This is a genomic window from Saccharomonospora sp. CUA-673, from assembly GCF_001942305.1.
Classification (GTDB): domain Bacteria; phylum Actinomycetota; class Actinomycetes; order Mycobacteriales; family Pseudonocardiaceae; genus Prauserella.
Genome location: NZ_MKKE01000077.1, coordinates 152,310 through 165,529, shown reverse-complemented (window position 1 = coordinate 165,529; position 13,220 = coordinate 152,310). Strand labels below are relative to the sequence as shown.

Here is a 13,220-nt window from a genome sequence, read left to right as displayed (position 1 = left end):
GCGGAAGGTGCGCAGCTCGTCGAGAGCCTCGCTGTCCTGGGCATCGAGTGCCTCGTTCCAGCGGTTGGCGTACTCGTCGCATGCCGGCGTTACCGCCGCCGCGAGTGCAGCGTGGGACTGTGTCGGCGCCCACCGTCGGGGTCGTTGACGAAATCCAGCACAAAAGTCCGGTCCTTCACCTCCCCAGACGGGGCCCGATAGGTGCGATTCAGGCGTGACAACGTCTGCACCGCGTGGACGTCCGGTAGCTTCTTATCCACGTACATCGCGCATAGCAGCGGCTGATCGAAACCGGTCTGGAACTTGTCAGCGACCAACATGAGCCGGTACTCGGGCCGACGGAACTCCCGGGCCAAGTCAGCACCGAGGCCCGGGTTCAGCGTCGCCTCGGTCGCATCGGTCAGCGCGTACTCGCCGTCACTGATCTTGCCGCTGAAGGCCACGATGGACTTGTAGCCGTAGCCCTTCTGAGCGAGGTACTTGTCAGTCTCGATCTTGTACCGCACGGCGGCCTGGCGCGAGTCGGTCACGACCATCGCCTTCGCATGTCCGTCCAGCAGGTGGGCGACGTTGGCGCGGAAGTGCTCGACGATGATTTCGACCTTCTGTCCCACATTAGTGGGATGAAGATTGGCGAAACGCATGATCTTGCGCGTCGCCGCCTTCGGGTCGACGAGCCGGTCCTCGCCGCCGTCCGCCCCGACGGTGATGCCGGTGACCAGGCCGGTGTCGTCGTGCTGCTCGATCTCGAACGCGGTGCGGTAGGTCTGGTAGCCGCGCAGCACATCGAGGATGAAGCCCTCTTCGATCGCCTGCCGCATCGGGTAGACATCGAAGGACACTGGCTTACCGTCATTATCATCGCGGCCGAACAGCTGCTTCGTTTTCGCCTTCGGCGTGGCCGTGAAGGCCAGCAGCGACACATTCCGCGCCCCGGCACGGGCGGCTGTGTCCGCATTGATCTGCTCATCGAGCGAGGAACCGGACTCGACGACCTGGTTGACGACGTCCTGGCTGTCGAGCTCGTCCTCGTCGGTGACGTGACCGCTCTCGGTGAGAACCTGCTTCAGATCCGCCGCGGTCTTGCCCGACTGCGACGTGTGCGCCTCATCGACAATCACCGCGAAGTTCCGATCGCCCAGCGTCGTGTCCAACAGCCCCTTCACGAAAGGGAAGGTCTGGATGGTCACCACGACGACCAGGGGCGATCCGGTCAGCGCGTCCAGCAGCGCCCGCGACTTCGACCCACCCGAACGACGCACCGCCGCGGAATCGATCACCGCGACCGTGCCCGCCGTGTCATCGACCTGCTCGACCGCCTGCTGCAACTGAGCATCCAGGACTCGGCGGTCGGACACGATGATGACCTTGTCAAACACCTTCTCGTTCGCCTCGTCATGCAACCGGGCAAGGCGGTGCGCCGTCCAGGCAATCGTGTTGGTCTTGCCCGAACCAGCGGAGTGCTCGATGAGGTAGCGCCGGCCGGGCCCCTCGTCGGCGACCGCGTCGACGAGCTTCGTCACTGCCCGCCACTGGTGATAGCGCGGGAACATGAGTGTCGTGGACCGTTTGATCTTGCCGGTGGCAGGATCCTCGTCGACCTCGGTCTTGAGGAACATCTGCGATCCGAGGATCGCCAGTAGGTTGTCACGCTGCAGAACCTGCTCCCACAGGTACGACGTGGCCGCCCCGCCGGGATTCGGCGGGTTTCCGGCAGCACCAGTGTTCTCGTGGCCGCGGTTGAAGGGCAGGAAGTAGGTCTTCTCCCCGGCAAGCTTCGTCGTCATATGAGCCTGGTCATCATCAACAGCGAAGTGAACCAGAGCCCGAGTGCCAAAGCCCAGGAGTGGTTGGCCGGCCGGGTCCCGGTCCTTCCGGTACTGCGTCACCGCGCTGCGCCACTTCTGCTTGAAGAACGACTTCAGCTCACACGTCGCGACCGGCAAACCGTTCACAAAGAAGACCAGGTCGATCGAACGCGTATCGCCCCGTTTCGGGGAGAAATGCACCTGCCGTACAACCCGCAGCCGCACCTTCCGGTAATGCTCAGTGGTCTCACGGTTGAGCGTCGTAGCCGGTTTGAACTGGCACATCCGCAAATGCGCAGTCGCGCCTCGGGTATGGGAGAATTTTCGCCGCAGCACGTTCAACGTCCCGCCACCGGAACTCATCGGCGTGTCCAGGCGAGATACCAGAGACGACAACAGCGCCTCACGATCCCCAGCCTCCGCAGCAGTGCCGACGCGGACAACCTTGGCGTACTCGTCTGGTTGCGTCTCGGTCAGCCACCAGATCACGTCCTCTGGCCAGATCGCCCGCTCGGCGTCGTATCCCGCGTCGGTCTCGCTGTACTCCCAGCCATGCTCGGCCAAGTACTCGGCGATCTCCGTCTCGAAGGCCTTCTCGCCCGTCGGGTCAGCAGTCACCATCGTCCTCAGCCCGCCTTCCGTGCCGTGCGTACATCGAACTGCCCCGTCACCGCCGCCGCGATCAACGCCGAGCGGCGCTCCTTCGCCAACGCGATGTGCTCTTCAGCCTTAGCGATCAGTGTGTCGATCTGGGATGTCTCCGACTTAATCCGCACAGCGGCGGTTCGCTGCTCGGCGAAGGGCGGGACGATCACCTCAACGTCGCCCAGGTCCTGCCAGTAGAGACGCCACTGGGCGGGCCGGACGCCCCGTGAGCGGAGCCGGTACTCAAGCACCATCTCCGGCGATCGCAGCCGGAAGTGGGCATATTCGGGATCGAGATCTGACGTCGTCGGACGTAGCACCTCGTAGTCCCCGCTGACGATTCCGCGATGGGCCGAGATCCCCAGCGAACCTTGCCATGCCTTCATCTTGTTGACGACCAAGTCATCAGGCCGAACCAGGAGGTAGCGATCGACGTTCTCAGGCGTCTTGTTGAAGTTGTCTGTCCGAGATGACTTCGAGATGACGCCGTGCTCGCGGTAGACGGACAGCACCTCTTCATCGGGCTTGTTCGCCTCGCTCGACGGTCGGTACAGCCATCGCAATCGCCGAGTCTCACCATCGACGTCCGCCAACACGTGATCCAGCACCGATCGCTTGCGCTCGGCCAGATACGTCAGCAACTCCTCCTGCTTCGCCACGAGCGCGTCGATCTGGGCTGTCTCACGGTCCAGGTAGTCAGCGATGGCGCGCTGCTCGTCGAGAGGTGGAAGCGGGATCGGCATGTCGGTGAGCATCCACCGACGCACCGAGTCCACCGTGGTCCGTGCAGATCCATCCTGTGCCATGAGTCGGAAGAAGGATGAGAAGTGGTAGAAGAAATAACGCGGAACCACGCCGCGGAAGTTGCTCAGAACGTAAACGCGCTGATGGGCGTGGAACTTGCCATTGACGTGGTGAAACACTTCGCCCACAGCCCCATCGCCTGCCGTGAGCACGGCCTCCGTGTCGAACGTAAAGTTTGTACTTTGCAGGGGGTTCGGTGACCGAACAAAAAAAAACTGTACTCACCGTCAGGGTCGGCATCCTGAGTGTCGCCGGATCCAGTCGCAATATCGCAAGTGAACCGCAACCTGGTGACTGACCAGTCGGCGGGCAATTCCGCCAGCCAACGGTTCCCGACTTTCTGGACCTCGCGCCCAGCCGCCTGAAGCGTCGTCACGACTCCACCTCCCGCAGCAGCGTCATGATCTCGCCGACGACGCGCTCAAGGTCCTTGTCGATCTCCTCAAGGGGACGGGGTGGTTCGTAGGTGTAGAAGTGGCGGGTGAAGGGGATCTCGTAGCCGGTCTTGGTCTTGTCCCAGTCGATCCAGGCGTCGTCGATGTGGGGTTTGACCTCGGCGTCGACGTATGCTTGGACCGTCTCTTGGAGGGCTTCGTGGGTCTTGGGGTGCCCGCCCCAGCCGAAGGGGACGTTCTCGGTGTCCCGCAGCCCGGGGTCGGGCTCGATCTCGCCCTTGTTCTGCCCTGAGGCGACGCGGCAGTATTCGGCTGTCTCGTCGTGGACGCCGATGGTCTGCCACAGGGCCTTGCGTTGCGCCGTTGTCAGCGTCAGACCGGTACCGCCGAAATGCCTGCCGAGTTCGAGCATGAACTTCTCGCGATTCAGGTAGGGCTCATCACCGAAGGACTCCAGCGCTTCGGTGAGTCCGGGGATCTGCCCGAGCTTCTTGTGCTCCGCGACTGCGCTGATCGTTTCCGGGGTGCACTCAAACCGGAGCTGGAGGGGGCGTTCGACCGTGATGGTCCAGTAGGCGAAGTCGCGGTTGGCGAAGATCTTCACCGGCACCGCTGTGTCGTCGTCCTCGCCCGGGTCGCCGACGAACGCGCGGACGATGTCGGCGCGGTGGTCATCGGAGATCTCGACGCGCTTCGATCCGATCGACTTGCGCATCTTCGAACCCAGACCTGTGGCGTCAATGAGTTGCACCGTGCCCTGGCGTTCCGGAGACTTGGAGTTCGACAGAATCCACAGGTAGGTCGCGATGCCGGTGTTGTAGAACATGTCGTTAGGCAGGGCCACGATGGCCTCGACCAGGTCGTTCTCCAGCATGTGGCCGCGGATGTCCGACGGGCCGGAGCCTGCACCGCCATTGAACAGCGGTGAGCCGTTGAGGACGATGCCGGCTTTGCCGCCGCGGCCAGTGCTGTCGACGTCGCGCATCTTCGAGGCCACGTGCAGCAGGAACAGCATCGCGGCGTCGCCGACAGCTGGCAGCCCGGGCACGAACCGGCCTTGACCGCCGCGGGCGTGCTCGTGCTTCACATCCGACTCGATGGCTTTCCAGTCGGTGCCGAACGGCGGGTTGGACAGCACGTAGTCGAAGCGGACGTCGGCGAACCGGTCGACGACGAGTGTGTCGCCCTGGCGGACGTTGGAGGGATCCTGGCCCTTGATGAGTAGATCAGCCTTACAGATCGCGTACGTCCGCGAATTGATCTCCTGGCCGAATAGCGCCGTCGACGCCTCCGGGTTGAGCCCATGCAAGTGCTCTTCGGCCACCGTGAGCATGCCGCCGGTGCCGACAGTCGGATCGTAGATCGACCGGACCGTGCCGCGGTCGCGCAGCGCATCGGTGTCCTCGGCATAGACCAGGTCGACGAGAAGCCGGACGACGTCACGCGGCGTGTAGAACTGGCCGGCGCCGTCGTTGGCCGACTCGGCGAAGCGGTAGATGAGGTTCTCGAACAGATCGCCCATGTCGGCGTTGGAGACCGCGTCGGGCGATAGGTCGATCTTCTCGAAGTGGCGCGTGACCTGGGCAAGCCGGTCGCGGGCGTCAAGCGTGCGGATGACCGTCTCGAAGTCGAAGGACTTGAACACGTCCAAGTTCGCCGAGAACCCGCCGACGTAATCGATGAGGTTCTCAGTCAGGTTGTCCGGGTCCTGTAGTGCCTTCTTCAGCGTGTAGTCGCTCTCCGTCCAGAAGGACAGTCCCGCACTATCGGGCGTGCGGGTCTTGAGCTTCAGATGGGTACGGCGCTGTTGCTCACCCGGGTACTGGGCGACGATCTCGGCCATCGTCTCGCGGTGCGGTTCCATGACGCACTCGAGGCGACGCAACACCGTGAAGGGAAGGACAACCGAGCCGTACTCGGCCTCGGAGTACGGACCGCGCAGGGTGTCGGCGACACTCCACACGAAGCTGGACAGGACTGACACGACAGGCAGTTCTCCGTATCGGGACGAGGTCGATGGGCACACCGCAAGCGCCAACAGGCGTTGCGGTCGTCTCTACCGGACCCTAGTCGAGTCACCCGGATCTGAAGCCGCGACTGGCGAGGCCAGCACGACGCCAAGCACCCAGTCGATCGTGCGGGCGGACTCGCCGATGCCATCCAGGTCCACTCGGAGCCGGTTCCACGATTCGGAGGAACTTCTCCGTGCGATCAACCGCAGCCACGGCACCGGACTGTACCGACGAGGAGCGACAACCCTTCGCGAATTACCCATAGGTCGCCACCAGTTCATGCGCGGCCACTGCCCCATTAGACCGGAGTTGATCTTGCTTTCGGCACGCCAACGCGATCGGGGACGCAACGGAGCTCACCAGGCCGTTCCAGCGAGCATCAAAGCGATCTTGAAACGCAAGAAACCCCCTGTGTACAGGGGGTTTCTTGGTGGCGCGCCTGTAGGGATTCGAACCCCAAACCTTCTGATCCGTAGTCAGATGCTCTATCCGTTGAGCTACAGGCGCATCAGTGTTCAATTGTACCCGACCTGTTGTCGGGCCCGACGCTCGGGGCTGCCGAGTGTCAGCGGAGGCTGCGGGATTTGAACCCGCGAGGGAGGGTCACTCCCAACCGCATTAGCAGTGCGGCGCCATAGACCGGACTAGGCGAAGCCTCCCGGGTCGGTCGCGACCACTGTCGTCATAGTGTACGCACCTCCCCGATCTCCGCTCCACGCACCCCCGGCCTAACCGGACGCGCGTGGAGCAATCCCTCGTCAGCCGCGCGCTGCGTACTCCACGAACGCGGCGAGCGCCTCCGGGTTGGCCAGTGCGTCGCGGGACACGGCGCGGTCCGGGTCGCTGCCCGAGAGGATCTTCTTGACCGGCACCTCGCACTTCTTGCCGTTCAGCGTCCTGGGCACGGCCTCGACCACGACGAACCGGTCGGGCACGTGCCGCGGCGACAGCGCCCCGCGCAGCTCCTTGCGCAGGTCGGGCTCCAGATCGGCCAGGTCGACCCCCTCGGCCAGCACGAGGAAGCACACCAGCTCACCCTCCTCACCGGCCGCGGAGGTGTCGATGACCAGCGAGTCCAGCACCGCGTCGTAGCCCTCGACGACGCGGTAGAACTCGGCGGTGCCCATCCGCACCCCGCCGCGGTTGAGCGTCGAGTCGCTGCGCCCGTAGATGATCCCCGACCCGCGCTTGGTGATCTTGATCCAGTCGCCGTGCCGCCACACACCCGGGAAGTCCTCGAAGTAGGCCTCGCGCAGCCGCGAACCGTCCGGGTCGTTCCAGAACATCACCGGCATCGACGGCATCGGCTTCGTGATCACCAGCTCGCCGACCTCCTCGACGACCGCGCGGCCACCGTCGTCGAACGCGTGCGCCGCCGCGCCCAGGCACCGGCACGACAGCTCGCCCAGCCACACCGGCACGTCCGGCGCCGACCCGACGAACGCCGTGCACAGGTCCGTACCACCGGACACCGAACAGATCTGCACCTCCGGCCCGATCGCCTCGGCGATCCACCGGAACCCCTCCTCCGACAGCGGCGCGCCCGTCGACCCGATCGCCCGCAACGCCGACAGGTCGAGCTCGTCACCCGGCTTCAGATGCGCCTTCAGGCAGCTCTGCACGAACGGGGCGGACGTGCCGAACACGGTGACCCGGTGCCGCTCGGCCAGCCGCCACAGCACCCCGAGATCGGGATGTCCGGGGCTGCCGTCGTAGAGCACGATCGTCGAGCCGACGAGCAGACCCGAGACCAGGAAGTTCCACATCATCCAGCCGGTCGTGGTGAACCAGAAGAACCGCTCCCCCGGCCCCAGGTCCTGCTGCAACGCCAGCGCCTTGAGGTGCTCGACCGTGATGCCGCCGTGGCCCTGCACGATGCCCTTCGGCAGACCGGTCGTGCCCGACGAGTACAGGATCCACAACGGATGGTCGAACTCGACCGCGTCGAACGTCAACTCGGCGCCGGCGTGTTCGGCCAGCACCTCGTCCCAGTCCACTGTGGACGGCATGCGGCCGCCGCCCTCGTAGTCGATCAGCAACGTCGCGCCCAGGCCGGGCAGTTGGCCGCGCAGCTCCTCGACCGTCGGCCGGATGTCGAACGAACGGCCGTTGTAGCGGTAGCCGTTGACCGCGATCAGCACCTTCGGCTCGATCTGCGTGAACCGGTCCGCCACCGCGCGCACGCCGAAATCGGGCGAACAGGACGACCAGATCGCGCCCAGGCTCGCCGCGGCCAGGAACGCCACGAGCGCCTGCGGGCAGTTCGGCGCGAGCGCCACCACGCGGTCGCCCTTGCCGACGCCGAGCTCCCGCAACGCCGACCGCGCGGCCGCCACCTGTGCGCGCAGCTCGCCGAAGCTCACCTGCAACTCGAGCCCGTCCTCGCGCGTGAACAGCACGGCGACGTCGTCGTCGGCCTTCTCCGCGCCGGCGACACCACCGGTGAGTGCGTGCTCGGCGTAGTTGAGCGTGCCGCCCTCGAACCACGTCGTGCCCGGCATCTCCAGTCCGGACAGCACCGTGCCCGGCTCGTCGTGCCAGCGCACCCCCAGGTACTCCGCGACGGCCGACCAGAAATCGCCCAGCGACGACGTCGAGAACTCCCACAGCTGCGCGTAGTCCTTCGTCGTCACGCCGCGCTCCTCGGCGAGCCACCGCCGGAAGTCCGCGATCCGCGTCGCCTCGACCTGCTCGGCCGTGGGCCGCCACAACACGGTGTCCTCCGCGGAGACGGAAGGGGTGTCGGCGGGCGTTTTGTCGGGAGTGTCGGCACCGTTGCGCGAGGTACTGCTCATGCCCGGCACTCTAGGTCAGATCGTCGACCATTTCTTGTGCCATAGCACGCAATCTCGCCCGGTCGGCCGGCGTCACGGTGACCCAGTCGCCGACCATGCGCAGCACGTAGCGGCCCTGATCGGTGTCGACCCAGTTCACGGTGCTCGGCGTGCGCCCGCGCGCGACCGACGACGCCCCGACGTACCCGCCGGAACGCCTGCCCTCCACGGCCCGCAGGAACGTCGCCGCCTCCGACGAGCGCACCCCCGCCTCCCGCAGCACGTCGAGGAATCCGCTCGCGCCCTCGCGGGTGCCCGCCTTGCACGCGCGGAGGTAATCGGCGTGGCCGACGTTGCCCGGGGCGCCGGGCCCGGCGTCGACGTCGGCGAGCGCCTCGAGCATGCGGTCGACCAACTCACCCCGGCGCACCGGGCCGAGCAGCACCTCCTCGCCCGACGTGCCGACCGTCGCGGCGCCGCGCTCGGCGATCGCGCCGAACGAGCGGAACGTGACGTCCGCGCCGGAGGCGACCAGGTCGACCGACACCTCCGGTTCGGCCAACGTCCGCAGCAGGTGCTCCAGATCGGCGTCCGGCCGTCCCACCGTGCCCAGGTCGCGACCGGACAGCGAGTCGTCGACCAGCGCCGTCAGCTCCGCGCGGTACTCGGCCGTGCGGCCGACCGGCGGCACCTCCAGCACCGCCGGCGTCTCACCGAGTCCGAGACCCCGCCACAGCAGGTAGAACTCGCCCGGATGGAGCGTGATCCAGCCGGTGTTCTCGTCGCGCACCCGGCGTCACTCGTTCCCACGTCGGGGCAGCTCGCCGATCACCGGCGGCGCGACCGGACCCGGCACACCCCACACGTCGTCCTCCTCCTCGAGATACGACGGCGTGGTGCGTTCCTTCTCCTCCTCGCCGGAGGGCCGTCCGCCCGCCATGGGCCCGCCCATCATGCCGCCGACCGGGGCCGCGCCCGACCGGGCCGCACCGGCGGCCGCCGACGCCGCACTCGGCTGTCCCGTCGGCCCGGCCCCGTGGCACCGCCCGGCGCCGCAGCCGCACCTGCGCCGGGCGCGGCTCCCGTGGCCATGCCCGGGGCGGGCGGCGTCGCGGCCGCCCCCGCGGCGATGCCGGCGGCACCCGCGGCCAGCGGTGCCGCGACGACACCCGGTGTCATCGCGCCGAGCCCGGCGCTGTCCGGCGAACCGGCGCGCGCGGCCCCGGTGTCGGGGTTCTCCGGCGGACCCGGGTCCGGATCCACCGTGATCCGCGGATCGTCCTTGATGATGTCCTCGCCCGGCATCCGGAACTGGGGCACGCCGCGGAAGACGTTGCCCGATTCGAGCTGGTAGGTCTGCATGACCTCGCGGCGCGGCGATGCAGTTCCCGCTGCCGCTCGCGCACCGCGTCCGGATCGCCCGGCAGAAGGCCCGCCTCGCCGAATCCGCCGCCACCGCCGCCCCCGGACGACGAACCACCCGAACCACCCGAACGGCCGGAACCGCCCGAGCCGCCGGACGTTGCGGCCGGACGGTCGCCCAGCGACGATGCGTCACCACCGGACCTGTCCGGCCCCTCCCCGAGAACCTCGACCGTGCTCCCGAAGCCGTCGCCGCCACGCGTGGGCGGGGGCGCGCCACCGCCGAGCGCGTCCAACGGAGGCACCGGCTGCGGAACCGGCTGGGGAGTCGGCCACGGCAGCGGCGGCCAGCCCTGCGTGGGCGGTTCGGGCATCGCGTCCTTGGCCCACTTGGCCAGATTCGCCTGCGCACGGACGGCGTTCGCGACGCCGTGGCTGTCCCGCGACGTCTGCGCCGTCCAGTGCGACAGCTGGTCGACCTTCCCCCTGGCCTCCTCGACGCCGCCGCCGCGCCAACCCTCGGACGCCTTCTCCAGCGCCGAGCGCAGACCGTCGCCGATCTCCTGCAACCGGCCGCCGAGGTGGGCCCACCGGCGGGCGACCTCGTCTGCGGTCTCGGCGTCGACGCCCGCGGTCGCCATGCGGTACAGCTCCGGATGCGTGCACACCGACCAGTCGAAGTCGGACTCGAGCGCCTCCTCGCCCGGCTGCGGCTCGTTCGGCTCCCGCGGCGGCCACGGCACCGGCAGACAACCCACGATCTTCACGACAACCTCCCCTGCTCGCCGCCGTGCTCGACGACCCCGCCGATGCCGTGCAGCGTGTCCCGCGCGTCGTCGTCGGTGGTGGTGATCAGCCCCGACGCGGTGCGGATGATGCCGATGAGCTGTTCGATCTGCTCCGAATAGGCCGTGAGCACGGGCAGCGCGGCGTTGTCGCCGCCGTCGACCGCGCCCTTGAGCCGCTGCGCGAGCGTCTCGCCCACGAAGTTGTCCCCGAACCGCAACGGGCGGTCGATGTTCTCGCCGGCGTGCGCGATGAGCTTGTGCACCTGGCCCTGCAGCTCGAGCAGCTCCCCCAGCAGCTCGTGCGCGGTGTCCGGGTCGAACCACAGCTCCCCGCGTTCGACCTGGTCACGCACCTGACGCAGGTCCTCGGCCACCGGAGCGAGCCGCCACGCGGCACCCTCGCCGAATTCCCGCGCGGGCAGTGCCGGTGCATTCGACCCCGGCAGGTCGGGCGCGGAGGCGGGTCCACGCGCCGTGGTCTGTGGTTCCGTCACGATGTCCCCTGATCAGTGGTCGGTGCGGCGAACGGTAACTGGGACGCACGAGAACAGCGACCGGTTCACCCCCTTTTGCCATCCTCGATCCGCCCGACGCGACTGCGCGTTACGTTGAGGTGACAACACCGCGAACACAGCAGGGAGCCGACACCGTGTCCAGCACACCCGACAAGCACCAGACCGAGCTGCACCCACGGGCCGATCTGGGGAGCCTGCCGGCCTACGTCGCCGGCAGGACCGTTCCGGGCGCGGTGAAGCTGGCCAGCAACGAGACCCCCGGCGGCCCCCTGCCGAGCGTCGCGAAGGCCATCGCCGACGCCGCGACCGAGGTCAACCGCTACCCCGACATGGTGTCGACGGCGCTGACCGAGCGGCTGTCGACCGAGCTCGACGTGCCGACCGAACGGATCACCGTCGGCTGCGGCTCCGTGGCGCTGTGCCAGCAACTGGTGCAGGCCATGTGCGCGCCGGGCGAGGAGGTCGTCTACGCGTGGCGCTCGTTCGAGGCGTATCCGATCGCCACGCAGATCGCCAACGCCGCGGCAGTGCCCGTACCGCTCGACGCCGACCACGCCCACGACCTCGACGCCATGCGCGCCGCGATCACGCCCGCCACGCGGCTGGTGTTCGTGTGCAACCCCAACAACCCGACGGGCACGGTCGTGCGCCGCGACGCGCTCGTGGAGTTCCTCGACGCCGTGCCGTCGCACGTGCTCGTCGTGCTCGACGAGGCCTACCGCGAGTTCGTCGCCGACCCCGACGTGCCCGACGGCATCGAACTCGGCCGGCGCTACCCGAACGTGCTGGTGCTGCGCACGTTCTCCAAGGCGTACGGGCTCGCGGGCCTGCGCGTGGGCTACGGCATCGGCCCGGCCGACGTGATCACCGCGCTGCGCAAGGTCTACGTCCCGTTCAGCACCAACGCGCTCGCCCAACGCGCCGCGATCGCCTCGCTCGACGCGGCCGACGAACTGCTCGAACGGTGCACGGCGATCGTCGCCGAACGCACCAGGGTCGCCGACGCGCTGCGCGAGGCCGGGTTCGCGGTGCCCGAGACGCAGTCCAACTTCGTGTGGCTCCCGCTCGGCGACCGCGCCATGGAGTTCACCGAGCACGCCCTGGAACACAAGGTGGTCGTGCGCGGCTTCGCCGGCGACGGCGTCCGCGTCACCATCAGCACCCCCGAGGAGAACGACCTCTTCCTCACCGCCGCCCGCGCCTTCCCCTGAGCAGCTCCCGCTTATGGGGAGACGGCGGACAGGAGGGCGAGCAGGGAGCGGTTGGCGGGGACGTCGATGCGTGGTGATCGCCGAGGCGCACGACTGTTCCCGTGAGGCCGTCGTGTTCGAGGGGCCTGCCGGCCTCGCGGTCCTGCAACATCGACGTCGTGCTGCCGGGCGCAAGCGTTTGCAGCCACGCGAGGACGTCGCGGGCGTCGCCGTCGTCGATCCGCGCGCCCTCGGCCACGCCCACGGCGACCGCCTCCCGCAGCAGGCGCATCGCCAGCTCCGCCACCGCCGGTTCGGTCAGCACCTCGACGCGACGTCCGGTGAGCGCCGTGATCGGGTTCGCCGACACGTTGGTGAGCATCTTGCGCCACGCGGCCGTGCCGAAGTCGGCCGAACGCTCCACAGCCAGGTCCGTGCCCTCCAGCACGCGACCGCCTCGGCGACGTGCTCGCCGTCGGGCACGACGAGGTCCCGTCCGCTCCTGCGGGTGTGGACCGCGCCGGGGCCGATCCGCTCGACGTTCGTGTAGACCAACGCCGGGACGACCTCGGCCGCCACCAACGGTCCGATGCGCTCACGCTGGTCGACGCCGTTCTGCGCGGCGACGACGTGCCCGCCGCCCGCGGTCGACGCGGCCAGCCAGTCGGCGACGGCGGCCGTGTCGTGGATCTTCGTGGCCAGGATCGTCAACGGCACGGGGCCGACGTCGGCGGGCTCGGCGGCCCACCGCACGGGGTAGGTGCGCGTCACCCCGTCGTCGGTGACCTCGATGCGTTCCAGGCGCCGCCGTCCGCACGCCACGACGTCGTGCCCGGCCTCGGCGAGCGCGCCGGCCAGTGCCGTCCCCACGGCGCCCATCCCGACCACCGCGACGGTCCTGCTCACGACCGATTCCGCCACGGACTC

The 13,220-nt window shown here is 68.1% G+C and carries 11 protein-coding genes and 2 tRNA genes; 1 reads left to right on the top strand and 12 read right to left on the bottom strand.

What is annotated here, in order from left to right:
* Positions 1-89: 89 nt before the first annotated feature.
* The 10 genes from BJF85_RS24435 to BJF85_RS24395 form a co-directional block, all read right to left on the bottom strand.
* Positions 90-2,429: a type I restriction endonuclease subunit R gene (locus BJF85_RS24435; protein WP_222844662.1), complete on the bottom strand. Its 2,340-nt coding sequence runs from the start codon at positions 2,427-2,429 to the stop codon at positions 90-92.
* 5 nt (positions 2,430-2,434) lie between these two features.
* Complete coding sequence (locus BJF85_RS24430; protein ID WP_083666676.1) at positions 2,435-3,445, bottom strand: restriction endonuclease subunit S; 1,011 nt, start codon at positions 3,443-3,445, stop codon at positions 2,435-2,437.
* A 184-nt stretch (positions 3,446-3,629) separates the two neighbouring features.
* A complete protein-coding gene (locus BJF85_RS24425; protein WP_075850273.1) occupies positions 3,630-5,636 on the bottom strand; it encodes a class I SAM-dependent DNA methyltransferase in 2,007 nt (668 codons plus the stop codon).
* A 459-nt stretch (positions 5,637-6,095) separates the two neighbouring features.
* Positions 6,096-6,171: transfer RNA gene (locus BJF85_RS24420), tRNA-Arg, on the bottom strand.
* A gap of 62 nt (positions 6,172-6,233) precedes the next feature.
* A tRNA-Ser gene (locus BJF85_RS24415) sits at positions 6,234-6,323 on the bottom strand.
* 99 nt (positions 6,324-6,422) lie between these two features.
* A complete protein-coding gene (locus tag BJF85_RS24410) occupies positions 6,423-8,459 on the bottom strand; it encodes an acetoacetate--CoA ligase (RefSeq protein ID WP_075850304.1) in 2,037 nt (678 codons plus the stop codon).
* A 10-nt stretch (positions 8,460-8,469) separates the two neighbouring features.
* Complete coding sequence (locus BJF85_RS24405; protein ID WP_075850272.1) at positions 8,470-9,228, bottom strand: ESX secretion-associated protein EspG; 759 nt, start codon at positions 9,226-9,228, stop codon at positions 8,470-8,472.
* Positions 9,229-9,234: 6 nt separating this feature from the next.
* Positions 9,235-9,378 (bottom strand): hypothetical protein, encoded by a 144-nt coding sequence (locus BJF85_RS28285; protein ID WP_158057139.1) that lies wholly within the window; start codon positions 9,376-9,378, stop codon positions 9,235-9,237.
* Positions 9,379-9,613: 235 nt separating this feature from the next.
* A complete protein-coding gene (locus tag BJF85_RS24400; RefSeq protein ID WP_075850271.1) occupies positions 9,614-10,567 on the bottom strand; it encodes a PPE domain-containing protein in 954 nt (317 codons plus the stop codon).
* Positions 10,564-11,082: a hypothetical protein gene (locus BJF85_RS24395; RefSeq protein ID WP_075850270.1), complete on the bottom strand. Its 519-nt coding sequence runs from the start codon at positions 11,080-11,082 to the stop codon at positions 10,564-10,566. Before BJF85_RS24395 ends, BJF85_RS24400 begins: the two co-directional genes overlap by 4 nt.
* A gap of 155 nt (positions 11,083-11,237) precedes the next feature.
* Between BJF85_RS24395 and hisC the strand changes: the two genes are divergently transcribed.
* Positions 11,238-12,314 carry a histidinol-phosphate transaminase gene (gene hisC / locus BJF85_RS24390; RefSeq protein ID WP_075850269.1) on the top strand — a complete coding sequence of 359 codons (1,077 nt, stop codon included), beginning with the start codon at positions 11,238-11,240 and terminating at the stop codon, positions 12,312-12,314.
* Here the strand turns inward: hisC and BJF85_RS26910 are convergent.
* Together BJF85_RS26910 and BJF85_RS24385 are read right to left on the bottom strand one after the other, a co-directional pair.
* Positions 12,289-12,663, bottom strand: a complete 375-nt coding sequence (locus tag BJF85_RS26910) for a ketopantoate reductase family protein (protein WP_158057137.1) — start codon at positions 12,661-12,663, stop codon at positions 12,289-12,291. The genes hisC and BJF85_RS26910 overlap by 26 nt on opposite strands.
* Positions 12,612-13,199 carry a ketopantoate reductase family protein gene (locus tag BJF85_RS24385; protein ID WP_139320835.1) on the bottom strand — a complete coding sequence of 196 codons (588 nt, stop codon included), beginning with the start codon at positions 13,197-13,199 and terminating at the stop codon, positions 12,612-12,614. The genes BJF85_RS26910 and BJF85_RS24385 overlap by 52 nt, the downstream gene beginning before the upstream one ends.
* Positions 13,200-13,220 lie beyond the last annotated feature (21 nt).